We start from the raw sequence: 18,298 nt of genomic DNA on the forward strand, positions 1-18,298 counted from the left end.
GACAGTCTGGCACGCCAGCGTACGCTGCCAATATGCCAGCCGCCCCGGACATCTTCGCCCCGGCCAAACTCGGACCGCTGACGCTGCGTAACCGGATCATCAAGGCCGCGACGTTCGAGGCCCGCACACCCGACGCACTGGTCACCGACGACCTGATCGAATACCACCGGCTGCCGGCCGCCGGAGGGGTCGGGATGACGACCGTCGCCTATTGTGCGGTCTCCCCCGGTGGCCGCACCGGCGGTAACCAGATCTGGATGCGCCGCGAGGCGGTGCCCGGGTTGCGCCGGCTCACTGAGGCCGTGCACGCCGAGGGTGCTGCGGTGAGCGCGCAGATCGGCCATGCCGGCCCGGTGGCCGACGCCCGCTCCAACAAGGCGCCGGCGCTGGCGCCGGTGCGGTTCTTCAACCCGATCGGGATGCGGTTTGCCCGCAAAGCCACCCGCGAGGACATCGACGACGTCATCGCCGCGCACGCCAATGCCGCCCGACTGGCCGTCGAGGCGGGCTTCGACGCGGTCGAAATTCACTTGGGCCACAACTACTTAGCGAGTTCGTTTCTGAGTCCGCTGATTAACCGGCGCGACGACGAGTTCGGCGGGTCGCTGGAGAACCGGGCCAAGCTCGCGCGAGGCATCGTGATGGCGGTCCGTCGTGCTGTGGATAAGCAGATCGCGGTGACCGCCAAGCTCAACATGGCCGACGGGGTGCGCGGCGGCATCGCGGTGGAGGAAGCGCTGACCACCGCCAAGTGGCTGCAAGACGACGGCGGGCTGGACGCGCTCGAACTGACCGCGGGCAGCTCACTGGTCAACCCGATGTATTTATTCCGCGGCGAGGCCCCGGTCAAAGAGTTCGCCGGTGCGTTCAAGCCGCCACTGCGCTGGGGCATCCGTGTGACCGGGAATAGGTTTCTGCGCGAATATCCCTACCGCGACGCCTACCTGCTGCGCGACGCCCGGTTGTTTCGCGCCGAGCTGTCGATGCCGCTGATCTTGCTCGGCGGGATCACCAACCGGGAGACGATGGACCTGGCCATGGCCGAGGGGTTCGACTTCGTCGCGATGGCGCGGGCGCTGCTGGCCGAGCCCGACCTGGTCAACCGGATCCGCGCTGAGGGCTCGACGCATTCGGCGTGCATCCACTGCAACCGGTGCATGCCGACGATCTACAGCCGCACCCGCTGCGTCGTGACCGGCGCGCCCGACCTGCTGGCGCGCTCGCGCTAGGCGTCGCGGCGCGTCGGAACCGCCCGCGGCACAACAGATACAGTTGACCAGTGAATCAACCGGCTACAGTTGGTGCGATGAGTCAAGCAGCTCCGCCCGTGCTGACCGTGCGATACGACGGGTCACAGCGGACTTTCGCGCCTGGCCATGACGTGGTCATCGGGCGCGACCTCCGCGCGGACATGCGCATTACCCATCCGTTGATCTCGCGGGCACATCTGCTGCTGCGTTACGACCAGGGCCGGTGGCTGGCGATCGACAACGGCTCACTGAACGGAACTTTCGTCAACGGCCGCCGGGTTCCGGTGGTCGACATTCATGACGGCCAGAGCATCAACATCGGCAACCCGGACGGACCGCGGCTGACTTTCGAGGTGGGCAGGCACCAAGGCCTGGCCGGGCGGCCGCCCCAGACGGCGTCGATGCGCGCGGTGCAACCGTCCGGAGCTCCGCCGCGGCTCGCGCCTCCCCCGCCCGGCCGACAGCCCGGCGGCTCGTGGCCGCCGCAATCTGCGCCACTGCGGGCACATCCCGGTGCACCTCCGCCCCCGCCGCCGTACCAGCCGATGTATCCGCCCGGCGGTGGGCATCGCCCACCCGCCTATCCCGGCAGCGGCGCGCAGCCGCCCGCCTATCCGGGCAGTTCACCGCAACCGGCCCCGGCACCGGCCCCGGCCGCACCTAAGACTCAAATGTCACCGGCCGCCACCAAGCCGCCGGAGGTGTCGAACCTGGCGACCAAGATGATCCAGGCGTTGCGGCCCGGCGGGGCTGCGCCGGAGAAGCCAGCTGGCTCGCTGACAATCGGCCGCGCCACCGACAACGACATCGTCATCCAGGACGTGCTGGCGTCGCGCCACCACGCGTTCCTGGTGCCGTCGCCGCTGGGCACCGAAATCCGGGACGCCCGCAGCATCAACGGCACGTTCGTCAACGGGGTCCGGGTGGGCTCCGCGGTGTTGAACGAGGGCGACGTGGTCACGATCGGCAACGTCGACCTGGTCTTCAGCGACGGCACCTTGATCCGCCGGACCGAGGCCGCGACCCGCACCGGCGGCCTGGAGGTCAGCAGCGTCCGTTTCAAGATCGACGGCAAGCAGCTGCTCGACAACATTTCGTTTACCGCCCGCCCGGGCACGCTGACCGCAATCATCGGCGGATCCGGCGCGGGCAAGACGACGCTGTCCCGGCTCATCGCCGGCTACACCAGGCCGACGGCCGGCTCGGTCACCTTCGAAGGCCACGACATCCACCGCGAGTACGCGACCATGCGCAGCCGGATCGGAATGGTCCCGCAAGACGACGTCGTGCACCGCCAGCTGACCGTCAACCAGGCGCTCGGCTACGCCGCCGAGCTGCGGCTGCCGCCGGACACCAGCAAAGAGGAACGCGCCCAGGTCGTCGCCCAGGTGCTCGAGGAGCTTGAGCTGACCAAGCACGCCGACACCCGGGTCGACAAATTGTCCGGCGGCCAGCGCAAACGCGCCTCGGTGGCGCTGGAACTGCTCACTCAGCCGTCGCTGCTGCTGCTCGACGAGCCGACCACCGGCCTGGACCCGGCGCTCGACCGTCAGGTCATGCTGATGCTGCGCCAGCTCGCCGACGCCGGGCGCACGGTGCTGGTAGTGACCCACTCGGTGTCCTATCTGGACGTCTGCGACCAGCTGCTGCTGATTGCGCCCGGCGGGAAGACGGCGTTCAACGGCCCGCCCGACCAGGTGGAGGCGGCCTTCGGCACTCGGAACTGGGCCGACATCTTCGCCAAGGTCGGGGCCGACCCAGACGAAGCCAATCGCCGATTCTTGGAGCGGGCCAAGCAACGGCATGAGCAGCCGGTGCGGGTGGCGGAGCCCGGGGATCTGGGCGAACCGGTGCACACCGACCGGCTGCGCCAGTTCTCCACGGTCGCGCGACGCCAGGTTCGGCTCGTCTTATCTGACCGTGGCTATACGGTGTTCTTGGCGGTATTGCCGTTCCTCATGGGCGCGCTGTCGCTGACCGTGAAGGGGCCCAAACCGGGACTTGGCTTTGCTGACCCGACGGGCTCAGCGCCTACCCAGCCCCAGTACATCATGGTGCTGCTGTGTATCGGGGCGGTGTTCATGGGCACTGCCTTGACGATCCGCGACCTGATCGGCGAACGCCCCATCTTCCGGCGAGAACAAGCCGTCGGCCTCTCCACCACCGCCTACCTGCTGGCCAAGGTCGCCGTTTTCTCCGTTTTCGCGACCATCCAAGCCGCGATCGCGACCGCCATCGTCAGAATCGGCAAGGGCGCGCCCACCGCGCATCCGCCCTTCTTCGACAGCGCGACGTTTTCGCTCTTCCTGACCGTCGCCGCCACCTGTGTCACATCGGCGATGCTCGGTCTGCTGCTGTCTGCTGTCGCGCAATCCAACGAGCAGATCATGCCGCTGCTGGTGGTGTCGATCATGTCGCAACTGGTGCTCTGCGGCGGGATGGGGATTCCGGTCACCGGCCGGTTCGGCCTCAACCAGCTCTCCTTCCTTACGCCCGCACGCTGGGGATTCGCCGCCGGAGCGTCGTCGATCGACTTCCCACACCTGGTGAAAGTTCCGCAGGTCCCGACGAACGACAGGTGGTGGCAACACTCGAAGCACATCTACGTGTACGACATGGTGATGCTCGCGGTGTTGTCGCTGGCTTACACCACCTATGTCCGCTGGCACATCCGGCTCAAGCGCTAAGCGCTCAGGCTCTCCAGCGCGTACTCGCTGACCGCGATGAGCGCGTCGGTGGCTGACCGGCGGTCGCGGGCATCGATGTTGATCACCGGGATGTGGTCGGGCAGTGTCAGCGCTTTGCGTACTTCGTCAACCGGATACCTTGGTGCTCCGTCGAATTCGTTAACCGCGATCAAAAATGGTAGCTGGCGGTGCTCGAAGAAGTCGACGGCGGCGAAACTGTCTTCAAGACGGCGGCAGTCGACGAGGATGACGGCGCCGATCGCGCCGCGCACCAAATCGTCCCACATGAACCAGAACCGGCGTTGGCCCGGCGTGCCGAACAGGTAGAGCACCAGATCCTCGTCCAGCGTGATCCGTCCGAAGTCCATCGCCACCGTGGTGGTGTGCTTGGCCGGTGTGGCCTCGAGCATGTCGGCGCCGGCGGACGTGTCGGTGACCATCGCCTCGGTGCGCAGCGGCATGATCTCCGACACCGCGCCCACGAATGTCGTCTTGCCGACCCCGAAGCCGCCCGCGATGACGATCTTCGTCGAGGCGGCGTTGCGCCTCTCAGAGTGCTCGTAGGCCACGGAGCGTCCTTCCTATCAATTCGCGGCGTTCGTCTTGAGTGGAGTCGTCATTGAGCGTCGGCTGCACCCGAAGGTAGCCGAAGGTCACCAGGTCGCCGACCAGGACTCGCGCGACGCCCAGCGGCAAATCGAGGCGCGCCGAGATTTCGGCGACCGAGGGGCTTTTGGTGCATAGCTGGATGATCTTGCCTCGCATGTCGTTTGGCGGCCATTTGTGAAACAGGGCCGATTGCAGCGTCTGCACCGGCGCTTCCAGCGGTAGCTCGACGCTGGGGTTGGTCCGTCCAGCGGTCAGTGTGTAGGGGCGGACCAGATTCGCCTCATGCGCGCGGGGCGGCGGCTCGCGGCTGTCCATCGCGGCTCACGAGGGTAAAGACGCCCGTCGGGACGACTGGACGACGCCGCCCACCCGCTCCACAAGGATGGCCATCTCGTAACCGATCTGACCGATGTCGCACGAGGTTGCGGCCAACGCCGCCAAATGTGAACCGTCACCGACCCGCATCAGCAGCAGGTAACCGTTTTGCATCTCGATTACCGACTGCAGCACTTGCCCGCCCTCGAACAACTGGGCGGCACCGGTCGCCAGGCTGGCTAATCCCGAGGCCACCGCGGCCAACTGATCGGCACGCTCACGCGGCAGATGTTCGCTGGCGGCCATCAGCAAGCCGTCGACGGACACCAGCACCGCATGTGACACCCCGGGGACCTCACGGGCGAAGTTGGACAACAGCCAATCCAACGAGTTGTCGGCGGACGGGCCAGCAGAAAACGTCATTCGTGATCGGGTCCTTCGGTTGTCTCGCGAGCATGCGACCGGCCTGCCCGCACACCGCCGAAGTGGCTGCTGATGGAGGCGCGGATCGCATCGGGGTCCGGCGGTGGAGCCTGGTGCCGCCCGGAGTGAAATCCGCCGTTGGATGCTACCCCGCGGTCTTGGCTGCCCAGGTGCCGGCCGTGGCGGTTGGGCAGGGCTCCGGCGCCGTTGGCCTGTGACGTATGCGGCGGTGCCGCGTCGGGCGCGGCGGTGCCGGGCACGAGCCGAGCGCCGGGTTCCCGCACGGGAAGGCCATGGGCGGTGTGCGACCGGATGGGCACGTTCTCGACTTCGGCGGCCGCCGACCACCCGTGGTCCCAGACCGACTTCCAATCCAGGTCAGCGCTGCGGGCCAAGTCGTGCGGATCGACCAGCCACTCCGACAGCATCCGCTGATAGATCAAGTCTTCCTCCGGCCCCTTGGCCGGCGTGGGTATCTTCGCGGCGGCGGTCGTTGCGTCGCGGTCGTCATCACCCGGGTCGCGCTGGTCGGCGGGCGATTGCCCCCGCCGCGGCCCCGGTGCGTCCGCATCGTCGGCGCGCGCGGCTCGCGAACGCGACGAGAAATAGGCCGAGGTGTCCGAAACCCGTTCGGGCCCGGGCTGTTCAGCTATCCGCTTCTCGTCACGCTTCTGCAGCGGCGCGGCGGGCGGAGTGGGAACGCCGGTGATGCCGCTGGAGCCGGGCTGGCGGCGTGGCAGCAGTGTGCCCGGCGGCTGAGTCGAGTGGGATCCGTTGCGGTCCGACGGTTCGGCGGCGACGGCTGTTCTGCGTTCCGTGTCGCGGGCACGGTGAGCCGCCCGCGCAGGGGCCGTCTCGGCGGCCGCCGCCCCCGCGAAAACGCCACGCCGGTTCTCGCCGGCGGCGGAGCGCCACGCTGACCGACGAGCACGTTGGGTGGTAGATAGACCTCGGCCGTCGTACCCGAACTGCCCTCGGGTGTCGAGCTGCGCAGCCGCACCCGCATGCCGTGTCGGTCGGCGAGCCGGCCCACCACGAAAAGACCCATGTGGCGGGCATTGTCGGGGGTAACCTCACCGCCGGCGCGCAACCTGATGTTGGCGATCCTGCGGTCTCCGTCGGTCATGCCCAGTCCGGAGTCGACGATCTGCACCAGAACGCCGGCGTTGCGGTGCCGCACCGCCGAAACCCGCACGGGTGAGGTGGGTGGCGAGTAGCGCAACGCGTTGTCGATCAATTCGGCAAGCAGGTGCACGATGTCGCCCGCCGCGGCGCCCGTGATGGTGCAGTCGGGCACCATCGCCGTCTCCACTCGTCGGTAGTCCTCCACCTCGGAGATTGCCGCGTCGACCACTGTCGACAGCGGCAACGGTCCCCGTTGTTCGCGGGTGATCTGGGCACCCGCCAGCACGAGCAGGTTGGCTCCGTTGCGGCGCATGCGCGCAGCCAGGTGGTCCAGCCGGAACAGGCTGTCGAGCCGGTCGGGGTCTTCCTCGTTGCGCTCCAGCCGGTCGATGAGCGCCAGCTGCTGGTCGACCAGCGAGCGGTTGCGTCGAGACATCGTTTCGAACATGTCGTTGACCAGCAGCCGCAACCGGGCCTCGTCACCGGCCAGCAGCAGCGCCTGGGTGTGCAGCTCATCGACCGCGTGCGCGACCTGCCCGATCTCCTCCGTGGTGTACACCGGCAGCGGCTCGGGAGCACGCTCGTCGCCGGCGCGGACCCGGGCGATCTCGCCTTCGAGGTCTTTGTGCGCGACTTTCAAAGCGCTGTCGCGCAGCACCCGCAGCGGCTGGATCAGCGACCGTGCCACCAGCCAAACCACCACCAGCGCCGCCACGAAGGCGGCCAGCACCAGCACGGCGTCGCGGATCGCGGCGTCGCGACGACTGTTGGCGCGATCGTCGAGCGACTTCGTCACCGAGGCGGTGGTGTCCTTGATCACCTGTGCGGCGATCGCGTCGGTGGTCTGTACAGAGCGCAGCAGCTCGGGGTTGTTGACCAGTTGGCTGGTCGGATCCGACATGATGGCCATCCGGCGGACCATCTGCTGCTGCAACGTCTTTGCCTGGGCCGACCCGACGCCCAGGATTTCGGCCATGCCGAACAGGGTCGACGGTTCGGTGCCCGCCAGGGTGATCATGGAGGTGCGCAGCTCGGGCTCGGGCAGATCGCCGCCACGGGTGATCAGCAGCCGCTGCATCATCATCTGGCCGCGAGCCCCGATCGCGCGGCTCAGGCCTTGTGCTGCGGCCCGGATCTGTGTGTTGTCGACGCGCACCGACCCGTCGACCGCGTTCTCGGCGGTCAGCAGGATGGGTGCATACATGGTCACCCGGTCGCGCAGACCGATGCTGTTCGCCGCGATCTTGTCCAGCAGCGCCTGCCCGCCGTTCAACAGGGTGCCGACCCCGGTCCGAACGTCGGGGGCCACGTCGGTGTCGGCCAGCCGTGCCTGCAGCTCGTACTTGCGGGCCTCGTAGTTCTTCTTGGCCCCTTCCACGTCAGAGCCGGTGGAGGTGGCGATCACCGCCACGTCCAGCGCCGACATGTACTTGGTGATTGCCGGGACCACTTGGGCGCGGTCAGCGGCCAATCGCAGGTTGCTGGCGTCGGTCATGGCTGCATAGATGCGCAGTCCACCGAAAACCATCGCCAGCACCAGCGGCACCAGCGCGATCGCTACGACTTTCCACCGGACAGGCCAGTTGCGCATCGACCACCTCGGCGGGCGTTTCGCGGGCGTGGGTTCCGCGGCGAAAGCATCTGGGTTGTCGTCAAGACCGTCTTTCGGGACCGGCGAATCCACCCTTTTCGGGTGGGCAAACATAGTCACCGGACCGCGGCCGTGCTACCGACCGCTCCGCTGATATGCAGTGTTCGCGCGTCGTTCATAGGACTTCCTGCTAATCGCGACCCGCCGCGGGGCAGACCGGCGGGCGATATACGCATGGCAATTCGACGAGTATGACAGCCTCGGGCCGCGGTTACCACAATTCTTACTGAACAACCAGAGTTCGCCGGAGCCTGGCCACACGTCGAAATGTCGGCCGAGCAAATTGCGATCGGCCGCCTGTCATGATCGACAGATGTTCCGGGTGGTGTTCTATTCGCCGCGCATCGCACCTAACACCGGTAATGCGATCCGCATGGTGGCGGCCACCGGCGCCGAACTACATTTGGTGGAGCCGCTGGGGTTCGACTTATCCGAGCCCAAGCTGCGCCGCGCCGGCTTGGACTATCACGACCTGGCGTCGGTGACTGTGCACCCGTGCCTGGACGCCGTGTGGTCTGCGCTGGCGCCGCAGCGGGTGTTCGCGTTCACCGTGCACGCCACCACGCTGTTCACCGAGATCGGCTACCAGGCCGGTGACGTGTTGATGTTCGGACCCGAACCCACCGGGCTGGACGCCGCGACCTTGGCCGACGCCCACATCACGAAGCGGGTGCGCATCCCGATGCTGCCCAGCCGACGGTCACTAAACCTGTCCAACGCCGCCGCGGTCGCCGTGTACGAGGCATGGCGTCAGCACGGTTTTGCCGGAGCGGTGTAGCGACGATTACTGCTAGCCCCCGCGTAAGTCTGCACGGGTGCAGGATGCAAGCACTTCCGGGCGATCGCCGGTTTCGCGGTGTTAGAAGCCGAGGATCTGAACGGAACCCCGTGCGCGGTAGCGCACGAGGTCGTGAGGTGTGGGCCCTGACGACCCGACTACCAGGTGTCCCAGTGCGTGACAGCGTCGGCGGGCAGTCGCTTGGCCGGTTTGAAGTCGGTGCCCTTGGTGTAGGCGATGGGAAGCAGCGCGCCCTGGCTGTACTTGTCGTAGGGAATCCCGAGAACTTCGGCGGCCTGCTTCTCCCCGTCGCCCAACAGGTGGAGCGTCGTCCAACAAGACCCCAGCCCGCGAGAGCGCAATGCCAGGCAGAAGCTCCACACCGCCGGGAACAGCGAGGCCCAGAATGACGCACTGAGGCCCAGCGGCGCCTGTTCCACCCGGCCTTCCAGGCACGGAATCAGCAACACCGGTGCCTCGTGCATGTGCTCGGCGAGGTAAGTGGCGGAGTCGCGCACGTGCGGCATGCGTTCGCGGCGGGTGTCGCCCTCCGGGTATTCGGGTGCCGGCAGGCTGAGGTAGCCCCGGGCGTTGGCCAGGTAGATGTCGGCGATCGCTTTCTTCTTGTCGGCATCGGTGACGAACACCCACTGCCAGCCCTGTGCGTTGGAGCCGGTGGGTGCCTGCAGCGCTAGTTCCAGGCACTCCATCAGCACCTCGCGCGGCACCGGCTTCTCGAAGTCGAGGCGTTTACGCACCGAGCGGGTAGTGGTGAGGACTTCGTCGACGGACAGGTTCAAGGTCATGGCCGAAGACTACATTTGCCCCCATGACCGTCGAACTGACGCAAGAGGTTTCCAGCAGACTGCAATCCGATCATTACGGGTGGCTGACCACCGTCGCGAAATCCGGCCAGCCTGTGCCGCGGCTGGTGTGGTTCTACTTCGACGGCGCCGACCTGACCGTGTACTCGATGCCGCAGGCCGCCAAGGTCGCCCATATCAAGGCCCGTCCGCAGGTCAGCCTGAATCTGGATTCCGACGGCAACGGTGGCGGGATCATCGTCGTGGGCGGCACAGCGGCGGTGGACGCAACCGACGTCGACTGCCGAGACGACGGTCCGTATTGGGAGAAGTACCGCGACGACGCCGAGCAATTCGGCCTGACCGAGGCGATCGCGGCCTACAGCACCAGGCTGAAAATCACGCCGACGCGGGTGTGGACAACGCCAACCGGCTAGCTGCTCCTCACTCGCCGAGTGTGAACCTGTTGCGGGTTTTTTCGCAGCAGTTTCACGTTCGGCGCGAAGGAATCACCGGAAGTCGCGGGACTTCGATCCCATCTTCAGCGTGAGCTTGGCCAACTGTTCCGCCACGACAGTGACGGCGCCGCTGGCGTTTTGGACCTGACCGCGAACAACCAATGCGGGTGCCGTCTGCGCCAGTTTGCGGTGCCGCGCCCACACTCCGGGTGTGCAGAGCACGTTGACCATCCCGGTCTCGTCCTCGAGGTTGATAAATGTCACTCCCCGGGCCGTCGCCGGCCGCTGCCGATGGGTTACCGCGCCGGCGATCAGCACCCGATCACCGTCGGGCACGGACAGCAGCTTCTCGGCGGGCAGCACCCCCAGCGCATCCAGGTCAGCCCGCAGGAACTGGGTCGGGTAGCTGTCCGGAGAGATGCCGGTGGCCCACACGTCGGCGGCGGTCAGCTCCAGCTCGCTCATTCCCGGCAGCGCCGGGATGCGCGACGACGACCCGACGCCGGGCAGCCGGTCCGGCCGCTGGGTGGCCGCGGCCCCGGCCGCCCACAACGCCTCCCGCCGGGACAGCCCGAAGCAGCCCAGCGCTCCGGCGGTGGCCAGCGCCTCGACCTGGGGCACCGACAGTTGCACCCGTGACGTCAAATCCAGAAGAGAAGTAAACGGGCCGTTGACTTTTCGCTCCTCGACCAGCCTTTCGGCAAGCTCGTCACCGATATGACGTACATTGCCCAAGCCAAGCCGGACCTCCGTGCCGGCGTTCTCGCACGTGGCGTGCGCCAGGCTGGCGTTGACGTCGGGCCCGTGCACGGTGACGCCGTGCCGACGGGCGTCGGCCACCAGCGACTGCGGTGAGTAGAAGCCCATCGGCTGGGCGCGCAGCAGCGCCGCACAGAACGCCGCCGGGTGGTGCAGTTTGAACCAGGCTGAGTAGAACACCAGTGACGCGAAGCTCAGCGCGTGACTTTCCGGGAATCCGAAATTGGCGAAGGCTTCCAGCTTTTCGTACACCCGGTCGATCACCTCGTCGGGTGCGCCGTGCAGCGCGCGCATCCCTTCGTAGAACCGGCCGCGCAGCCGCCGCATGCGTTCGGCAGAACGCTTGGAGCCCATGGCGCGGCGCAGCTGGTCGGCCTCGGCGGCGGAAAACCCGGCGCAGTCGACTGCCAACTGCATCAACTGTTCTTGAAACAGCGGCACTCCCAACGTCTTTCGTAATGCCTGCTCCATCGACGGGTGGTCGTAGACGACCGGGTCGACGCCGTTGCGACGCCGGATGTAGGGGTGCACCGAGCCGCCTTGGATGGGCCCGGGACGGATCAGCGCCACCTCCACTACCAGGTCGTAGAACTCGCGCGGCCGCAGGCGTGGAAGGGTGGCCATCTGCGCGCGCGACTCCACCTGGAACACCCCGACGGAGTCGGCCCGGGCCAGCATTTCGTAGACCGCGGGTTCGGAGAGGTCGAGCTTGGCCAGGTCCACGTCGATGCCCTTGTGTTCGGCCACCAGGTCGATGGCGTAGTGCAGCGCCGAGAGCATGCCCAGCCCGAGCAAGTCGAATTTCACCAACCCGATTGCCGCACAGTCGTCTTTGTCCCACTGCAACACGCTGCGGTTTTCCATGCGCGCCCATTCCACTGGGCATACGTCGGCGATTGGGCGGTCGCAGATAACCATGCCGCCGGAGTGGATGCCCATGTGTCGCGGCAGGTTTCGGATCTGGGTGGCCAGCTCGATCACCTGCTCGGGAATGCCTTCGATATCGGGGGCATCGGCGAGCCCGTTCCATTGGCTGATCTGCTTGCTCCAGGCGTCCTGCTGACCCTGGGAGAAACCCAGGGCTCGGGCCATGTCGCGCACCGCGATCCGGCCTCGGTAGGTGATGACGTTGGCGACCTGCGCGGCGTAGTCCCGGCCGTATTTGTCGTAGACGTACTGGATGACCTTTTCGCGCTGGTCGGATTCGATATCGATGTCGATGTCGGGTGGCCCGTCACGAGCGGGCGACAAGAAACGCTCGAACAACAACTCGTTGGCCACCGGGTCAACGGCGGTGACGCCGAGGGCATAGCAGACCGCGGAGTTGGCCGCCGATCCCCTGCCCTGGCACAAGATGTTGTTTTCCCGGCAGAACCGGGTGATGTCGTAGACCACCAGGAAGTAGCCCGGAAACTTCAGTTGGGCAATGACATTCAGCTCATGCTCGATCTGCGCGTAGGCTTGCGGTGCGCTGTCGGGGGCTCCGTAGCGGTCGCGGGCACCGGCCATCACCAGTTCGCGCAGCCAGCTGTCTTCGGTGTGCCCGGCCGGCACGTCGAACGGCGGCAGCTGCGGGGCGATCAGCGCCAGCCCGAACGCGCACTGCTCGGCAAGCCCCGAGGCGGCGGTCACCGCCTCGGGGCACCACGCGAACAGCCGGGCCATCTCCTCCCCGGAGCGCAGGTGTGAGCCACCCAGCGGGGCCAGCCAGCCGACGGCCTCGTCCAGGGATTGCCGGGCCCGGATCGCGCCCATGGCCATCGCCAGCCGGGCCCGCGACGGCGCGGCGAAATGCGCACCGGTCGTGGCCACCACACTTACCTTGAACCGCGGGGCGAGCGCCGCCAGCGCGACGTTGCGTTCGTCGTCAAGCGGCTGGCCATGGTGGGTCAGCTCGATACTGACTCGGTCGGAACCGAACCGGTCCACCAAGTCGGCCAGCGCTTTTGCGGCCGCGTCCGGCCCGCCGTCGGAAAGAGCCTGGCGCACATGGCCTTTGCGACAACCAGTCAGTATGTGCCAGTGCCCGCCCGCTGCTTCGGTCAGCGCGTCGAAGTCAAAGCGCGGCTTGCCTTTTTCGCCGCCGGCCAGATGCGCCGCGGCCAGCTGCCGCGACAACCGCCGATATCCTTCTGGACCGCGGGCCAGCACCAGCAGGTGTGGCCCCGGCGGGTCGGGCTCGTCGGTGCGGGCGCCGGGTCCCAAGGACAGTTCGGCGCCGAACACGGTATGCATGTCCAGTTCCGCGGCCGCCTCGGCGAACCGCACCGCACCGTAGAGACCGTTGTGATCGGTCAGCGCGATCGCGCGCAGATCCAGCCTCGCTGCCTCTTCGACCAGCTCCTCGGGTGTGCTGGCCCCGTCGAGGAAGCTGTAGGCCGAATGGGCATGCAGCTCGGCGTAGCTGACCGAGGAACGGACGGCTCGACCGTCGCTGGGTGGCTCATATGCTCCGCGCTTGCGCGACCATGGGCCGTCATCCGGGGGTTCAGCGGGCGTGCCGGAGCGGCGGGGCTTGTCGCGCGGCGACCCGCTGCGTCCGGCTTCGCCGCGCTTGCCGACGGGCTTGCCGGCCAGCACCCGCTCCATTTCCGCCCAACTGGGCGGCCCATTGCTCCACCCCACGCCAGCCAGTATATCGAACGGATGTTCGAGATTCGTACTGTGGGTTGGCGTCCGCCATGCCCACATCCGGGAATCCCAACGCAGTTGTCTGGGAAATCGCCCCAATCCGCGCTGGCGGGCCGGCCCAACTGGCATGTGCACCAGGGTCACCCAGGACGGCTCTGCTCTGGGACCAGCACACCTGCCTGCCGCTGCGGCCGGACGCCGATATCTCAGAACTGACCCGCTACCGCCGCCCGGGTGGGGCGCTGGTTTCGGTCAACGTCGGTTACGCACCGCAGCGCCTCGACGACGTCCTGATCCTGCTGCAGCTCTTCCGCCACGCCGTCCAGGCGCATCCCGACCTGGTGTTGGCGGGGCCGAATGGTCTCGCCGCTGACAAGGTCGCGGTGACCTTCGATCTCGAAGACTGTGCACCACGGCATCGACCATGTGGGAATCAGCACCGATTTTTCGTTCGACCAGCGTGACTGGCCTGACGAGCTGGCCGCGAACCCAGGGCTTTTCGACGAGAGCTATGCCCGCTGGGACCGATCCAGTGGATGCCGCCGGAGATTTTCATCGGCATCGGCCAACACCTTAGCCTGAATCCGTGGATGGGTGATTTCGTGTTGCCGTCGACGCGGTTGTTTTGGGATGCGGCCGAGTGTGGCGCGGTGGGGCGTGGGTGATCCGCTGGCCTGTACCAGCTTTCCTTTGGGTTCCTTGGGTCGGGCCTGGGATGGCGGGGCGGACAGGGCTTGGAAGGTGGGGTCAGGCGGCGCGGGGTTGCGCGATCGGGTAACCGATGACGTTGTGCCACAGGGCCTTCCATCTGGCTCGCCAATGCCAGTGGGCGGGTAGGTGCAGCATTGGTTTGCGGGCCGGGGCGGCGAAGCGGGCCGGGATGTTGATCAGGTCGCGGCGCAGGGTAGCCCCGCGGGCCACGGCATGGTGGCCACCGGCGAGGGTGCCGACGGCGCGCAGCAGGTTATGGGCGATCACCGCGCAGGCCAGCCAGGCGCAGTTGGCCGCGAACAGCCCCGACGGGATGTGTGCCAGTGGGCCGTCGATTAAATCGGCGAAGGTGGTTTCGATGATGGCGTGGCGTCGGTGGGTGATATCGGCCTGGTCGACCGGCAGCGCGGAGTTGGTGACAAACGGGTGATAGCGCCACACCGGAAACAACGCATCCAGGTGGCGGGCGTCTTTGACCCGGCGCACTACCAGCCGCACGGTCAGTGTTCGGCCGCGGGCCAGGCGCAGGGTGTAGGGGGTTTCGGCGACCTGGGCATCGGAGATCAACGCCCCGGTGTCGGGGTCTTCGACCGCGCCCGGGTAGTGCACCGGGGTCCAGGCGGCCTCGTCGATGGCGGCGATCGCGGCGTTGATGCGCTTGTTGCGGCTGATCGACAGGGAGAATTCGGCGCCTCGCTGAATGCAGGTGGTGATCACTTTCTTGGTGCCAAACATTGAGTCGCCGCGCACCAGGATCGGCGCGTCGGGGTTGATCGCTTTCGCGGTGGTGATCGCCTGCTTGAGCTGGTATGCGGCACCGCGCCCGGAGGCGGCTTTGCCGCTCCGTAGCTGCGCCTCGGCGATCACCGGCGCGGCGGTCGCCGTGGAGATGGTGGTGATCTGTGGGGACAGGCCCAGCCGCAGCAGCGCGCGGCTGGCGATCTTGGCATGACCGAAGGAGGCGCCCTGCTTGGCGTGGCCGTAGACCGGGCGCAGCAGCGAGTCGATGTCCAAAAACATCCGCTCGTCGGCGCCAGCCAGCAGCGGGGTGCGCGCCGCCAGTGCGATCAGATGCTCGCGGGCCACTGCGGCGAGTTGTTTGGTATGCCCGAAGGTGAACTCGCGCAAAAAGATCCCCAACGTCGATGGGGCATATACCTCGTTGAACACCCGGGGTGTGCCGCCGCGCGCAGCACATTGGCATCATCGATGCTGTCCGCGCCGCACATCATCCCGGCGACGATCGAGGTCAGCTTGCCAGCCGGGTTGACCGCGCCGGACTTCACCCGAGTCGACGGCAGATCCACGCGCTCGTTGATCAATTCCGAAAGACCGGTCTGCTCAGCCAGTTCCAGCACTGGCACCAACCCGGCCGCCGACAGCAGATTCTGCTCGTCAAACACCGCCGATCCGGTGGTGAACGTATACGATGAGTGCATCGAAAGTGCCTTCCCGGACTATGGACAAATGCGGCCTCAGCACTCGTATTGTCCCAGTTCAGAAGGCATTTTCGCTGTTCACACGCCGATCAAATCACCGGAACCATCCACGGATTTAGGCTTAGCAAGCGCGGCTGGACCGACGCCGAGGTCGCCGCGGTTCTGGGCGGGAATTTCCGGCGCGTCGCCGAACAGACCTGGCTGACGCCGGCGCCGACGTGACTAGCGTGGCCAGCGAAGCGATCACCTAGGAAGGCGGTCAATGCCGGTCATCATCGACCCGCGTCGCCACGACGCGGTGCTGTTCGACCTTGACAACCTGCCGGGCGACGCCATGTCGGTGCTGCGACGCCAGCTGCGCGACACCGGCCTGCCCTCCGGCGACGTCGCCGGGCCGCCCGAGGCCACCACATTCGTCGAGGCCGCCGACCGGCTGGGAGTGCACCCGGGCCGGTGCGTGGTCGTCGCAGCGACCCGCGGCGCCGTGGCGGCCGCCCGGGCCGGCGGATTCGCACTGGTGGTCGGTGTCGGTGCGGACGCAGAAGAGCTGCGCCGCAACGGCGCCGACGCGGTGGTCACCGGCCTCGGCGACATCAGCGTGCGCACCGGGGATCGGCGGATGTCGGAGCTTCCCGACGGCCTGCGGGCATTGGACGCGCTGGCCGCACGGCGGCGGCGGTGTTCTTCGACTTCGACGGAACCCTTTCGGAAATTGTCGACGATCCCGACGCCGCCCAGCTGACCGCTGGCGCCGCGGAGGCACTGAGGTTGTTGACGGCGCAATGCCCGGTGGCCGTGCTGTCCGGCCGCGATCTGGCAGACGTACGCCAGCGGATCGGCTTGCCGGGCATCTGGTATGCGGGCAGCCATGGTTTCGAGCTGACCGGACCCGATGGCGAACACCACCAAAACGACGAGGCAGCAGCCACGATCCCCGTGCTGCAACGCGCGGCCGCAGAACTTGGCGAGCAACTCCATCACATCCCCGGAGTTGTGGTGGAACACAAGCGATTCGGTGTCGCCGTGCACTACCGAAACGCGGCCCGCGACCGGGTCGGCGAGGTGCTGGCCGCCGTGCGTGCCGCCGGCCAGCGCCGCGTGCTACGGGTGACGACCGGACGTGAGGTTATCGAGCTACGCCCAAACGTGGACTGGGACAAGGGGAAGACGCTGCGCTGGGTGCTCGGCCACATCCGTGACGCGGCGTCGGGGCGGGTGGTACCGGTCTATCTCGGTGACGACATCACCGACGAGGATGCATTCGACGCTGTGCACGACGACGGAATCGCGATCGTGGTGCGCCACCGCGAGGACGGTGACCGTCCCACCGCCGCGCAGTATGGGCTGGACAACCCGCGACAAGTCGTCCAGTTCACCGAGCTGCTGGCACGCCAAATCCGCGCGAACACCGAAACGTTAGGTCAGGATCGGCTATGACCATCTCGCGGCGCCTGGGCTCAGTGGTATGCATTCTTGCCGTGGCCGTGCTGGCCTGTTCGCCCAAAGGCAATCCACCCGTCGCCCCGTGGTGGGGTGCCTCCGCGAATCCGGCCAAGGCCCGGGCGGTGATGAAGATCGTCGGCGACACGATGACACAGGCCCACCTGAAGGCGGCGATCGTCCGAGTCACCGTGGACGGCAAGGAAATCGTCACCCAAGCGCTCGGCGAGTCGATGACCGGTGTGCCGGCCATGCCGAGCATGTTCTTCCGGAACGGTGCGGTGGCGATCTCGTACATCGCCACGCTGCTGCTCAAACTCGTCGACGAAAAGAAGCTGAGCCTCGACGACAAACTGTCGAAGTGGCTGCCCGACATCCCCAACGCCGACCGGGTGACCCTGGGCCAGCTGGCGCACATGACTTCGGGCTACCGCGACTATGCGTTGGGCAACGCCGATTTCGACGCGGCCCTGGCCGCTGATCCGTTCCGGCAATGGACCCCTGAGGAAGTGCTCGGCTACGCGGTCACCAAACCGTTGCTCTACGAGCCCGGCACCAACTGGAACTACGCCCGCACCAACTACGTGCTGTTGGGGCTGGCGCTGGAAAAGGCCACCGGTCAGGAGATGCCGAAACTGTTGCACGACAGGGTGCTTGGTCCGCTCGCTTTGATCAACACCGCGAACTCCTACACGCCCGACATCCCTGTTCCCACGCTGCATGCATTCACCTCCGAACGCCGCAGGGCGCTTGGAATACCTTCGGACACACCGTTTTACGAAGATTCGACGTACTGGAATCCGTCCTGGACCATGGCGCGCGGCGCGGTGCAGACCACCAATATCTACGACCTGGAGGCCACCGCGGTCGGCATCGGCTCCGGCAAGCTGTTGTCGCCGCAGTCCTATCGGGCGATGGTGTCCCCCGACCTGCGCGGCAAAGTGCAGGGCGACACCTACGGGCTCGGGATCGTGATCTCCGGCAACTGGCTGCTGCAAAATCCGATGTTCGCCGGGCAGGCTGCCGTCGAGGCGTACCTGCCGTCGCAAAGGATCGCGATCGCGGTCGCGGTCACCTACCGTCCTGACGCGTTCGATGCCCAGGGCAACTACCGCAACGAAGCCGAGACCCTGTTCCGAAAGATCGGCGCCGAGATGGCCCCCAACGATGCGCCGCCCGTACCGGCCGTGAGGTAGCCCAACGACTCGGGAGCCCAGGA

At 67.0% G+C, this 18,298-nt stretch carries 13 protein-coding genes and 2 pseudogenes; 7 read left to right on the forward strand and 8 right to left on the reverse strand.

All coding sequences use genetic code 11. The features are described from left to right. The first annotated feature begins 32 nt into the window (after window positions 1-32). A complete protein-coding gene (locus MYXE_RS18370) occupies window positions 33-1,229 on the forward strand; it encodes an NADH:flavin oxidoreductase (protein ID WP_085197239.1) in 1,197 nt (398 codons plus the stop codon). Window positions 1,230-1,306: 77 nt separating this feature from the next. Next, the gene (locus tag MYXE_RS18375; protein WP_085197241.1) at window positions 1,307-3,937 is read left to right on the forward strand and encodes an ATP-binding cassette domain-containing protein; all 2,631 of its coding nucleotides are present in this window, start codon (window positions 1,307-1,309) and stop codon (window positions 3,935-3,937) included. Here the strand turns inward: MYXE_RS18375 and MYXE_RS18380 are convergent. From MYXE_RS18380 to MYXE_RS18395, 5 genes are all read right to left on the reverse strand, one after another. Beyond that, window positions 3,934-4,506, reverse strand: a complete 573-nt coding sequence (locus MYXE_RS18380; RefSeq protein WP_085197243.1) for a GTP-binding protein — start codon at window positions 4,504-4,506, stop codon at window positions 3,934-3,936. The two genes, MYXE_RS18375 and MYXE_RS18380, sit on opposite strands and share 4 nt — an antisense overlap. Continuing rightward, window positions 4,487-4,861: a DUF742 domain-containing protein gene (locus MYXE_RS18385; protein ID WP_003919210.1), complete on the reverse strand. Its 375-nt coding sequence runs from the start codon at window positions 4,859-4,861 to the stop codon at window positions 4,487-4,489. Before MYXE_RS18385 ends, MYXE_RS18380 begins: the two co-directional genes overlap by 20 nt. A gap of 6 nt (window positions 4,862-4,867) precedes the next feature. Continuing rightward, window positions 4,868-5,284 carry a roadblock/LC7 domain-containing protein gene (locus MYXE_RS18390; RefSeq protein WP_003919211.1) on the reverse strand — a complete coding sequence of 139 codons (417 nt, stop codon included), beginning with the start codon at window positions 5,282-5,284 and terminating at the stop codon, window positions 4,868-4,870. Next, window positions 5,281-5,727, reverse strand: a complete 447-nt coding sequence (locus tag MYXE_RS23820; protein ID WP_170288590.1) for a hypothetical protein — start codon at window positions 5,725-5,727, stop codon at window positions 5,281-5,283. Before MYXE_RS23820 ends, MYXE_RS18390 begins: the two co-directional genes overlap by 4 nt. Before the next feature lie 206 nt (window positions 5,728-5,933). Continuing rightward, window positions 5,934-8,114 (reverse strand): sensor histidine kinase, encoded by a 2,181-nt coding sequence (locus tag MYXE_RS18395; protein ID WP_170288593.1) that lies wholly within the window; start codon window positions 8,112-8,114, stop codon window positions 5,934-5,936. A gap of 259 nt (window positions 8,115-8,373) precedes the next feature. On the opposite strand from MYXE_RS18395, the gene MYXE_RS18400 reads away from it, so the two are divergent. Further along, complete coding sequence (locus MYXE_RS18400; RefSeq protein WP_085197248.1) at window positions 8,374-8,838, forward strand: tRNA (cytidine(34)-2'-O)-methyltransferase; 465 nt, start codon at window positions 8,374-8,376, stop codon at window positions 8,836-8,838. Window positions 8,839-8,996: 158 nt separating this feature from the next. Here MYXE_RS18400 and MYXE_RS18405 read toward each other — a convergent pair whose 3' ends face one another. Further along, window positions 8,997-9,644 (reverse strand): nitroreductase family protein, encoded by a 648-nt coding sequence (locus MYXE_RS18405; RefSeq protein WP_003919214.1) that lies wholly within the window; start codon window positions 9,642-9,644, stop codon window positions 8,997-8,999. A 23-nt stretch (window positions 9,645-9,667) separates the two neighbouring features. On the opposite strand from MYXE_RS18405, the gene MYXE_RS18410 reads away from it, so the two are divergent. Continuing rightward, entirely contained in the window at window positions 9,668-10,078 is a 411-nt protein-coding gene (locus MYXE_RS18410; RefSeq protein WP_003919215.1) for a TIGR03667 family PPOX class F420-dependent oxidoreductase, read from the forward strand. A 72-nt stretch (window positions 10,079-10,150) separates the two neighbouring features. On the opposite strand, the gene MYXE_RS18415 is transcribed toward MYXE_RS18410, so the two are convergent. Beyond that, window positions 10,151-13,483 carry an error-prone DNA polymerase gene (locus tag MYXE_RS18415; RefSeq protein ID WP_085197250.1) on the reverse strand — a complete coding sequence of 1,111 codons (3,333 nt, stop codon included), beginning with the start codon at window positions 13,481-13,483 and terminating at the stop codon, window positions 10,151-10,153. Window positions 13,484-13,539: 56 nt separating this feature from the next. Between MYXE_RS18415 and MYXE_RS18420 the strand changes: the two genes are divergently transcribed. Continuing rightward, window positions 13,540-13,953 carry a hypothetical protein gene (locus tag MYXE_RS18420; RefSeq protein WP_139821186.1) on the forward strand — a complete coding sequence of 138 codons (414 nt, stop codon included), beginning with the start codon at window positions 13,540-13,542 and terminating at the stop codon, window positions 13,951-13,953. Between the two features lie 283 nt (window positions 13,954-14,236). On the opposite strand, the pseudogene MYXE_RS18425 reads toward MYXE_RS18420, so the two are convergent. Then, window positions 14,237-15,639, reverse strand: a pseudogene (locus tag MYXE_RS18425) (IS1380 family transposase). A 262-nt stretch (window positions 15,640-15,901) separates the two neighbouring features. Here MYXE_RS18425 and otsB point away from each other — a divergent pair. Together otsB and MYXE_RS18435 are read left to right on the forward strand one after the other, a co-directional pair. Further along, window positions 15,902-17,076: pseudogene (otsB, locus tag MYXE_RS18430) on the forward strand (trehalose-phosphatase). After that, window positions 17,073-18,275 (forward strand): serine hydrolase domain-containing protein, encoded by a 1,203-nt coding sequence (locus MYXE_RS18435; protein WP_003919220.1) that lies wholly within the window; start codon window positions 17,073-17,075, stop codon window positions 18,273-18,275. The pseudogene otsB and the gene MYXE_RS18435 overlap by 4 nt, the downstream one beginning before the upstream one ends. Window positions 18,276-18,298: the final 23 nt, after the last annotated feature.

Origin of the sequence: Mycobacterium xenopi, assembly GCF_009936235.1 — a bacterium.
Classification (GTDB): Bacteria; Actinomycetota; Actinomycetes; order Mycobacteriales; family Mycobacteriaceae; genus Mycobacterium; species Mycobacterium xenopi.

Bases quoted from the DNA above. Each gene is read 5' to 3' on its own strand.
- MYXE_RS18370 (WP_085197239.1), top strand. From the start codon at position 33: ATGCCAGCCGCCCCGGACATCTTCGCCCCGGCCAAACTCGGACCGCTG.
- MYXE_RS18375 (WP_085197241.1), top strand. From the start codon at position 1,307: ATGAGTCAAGCAGCTCCGCCCGTGCTGACCGTGCGATACGACGGGTCA.
- MYXE_RS18385 (WP_003919210.1), bottom strand. From the start codon at position 4,861: ATGGACAGCCGCGAGCCGCCGCCCCGCGCGCATGAGGCGAATCTGGTC.
- MYXE_RS18390 (WP_003919211.1), bottom strand. From the start codon at position 5,284: ATGACGTTTTCTGCTGGCCCGTCCGCCGACAACTCGTTGGATTGGCTG.
- MYXE_RS18395 (WP_170288593.1), bottom strand. From the start codon at position 8,114: ATGTTTGCCCACCCGAAAAGGGTGGATTCGCCGGTCCCGAAAGACGGT.
- MYXE_RS18400 (WP_085197248.1), top strand. From the start codon at position 8,374: ATGTTCCGGGTGGTGTTCTATTCGCCGCGCATCGCACCTAACACCGGT.
- MYXE_RS18405 (WP_003919214.1), bottom strand. From the start codon at position 9,644: ATGACCTTGAACCTGTCCGTCGACGAAGTCCTCACCACTACCCGCTCG.
- MYXE_RS18410 (WP_003919215.1), top strand. From the start codon at position 9,668: ATGACCGTCGAACTGACGCAAGAGGTTTCCAGCAGACTGCAATCCGAT.
- MYXE_RS18420 (WP_139821186.1), top strand. From the start codon at position 13,540: ATGCCCACATCCGGGAATCCCAACGCAGTTGTCTGGGAAATCGCCCCA.
- MYXE_RS18435 (WP_003919220.1), top strand. From the start codon at position 17,073: ATGACCATCTCGCGGCGCCTGGGCTCAGTGGTATGCATTCTTGCCGTG.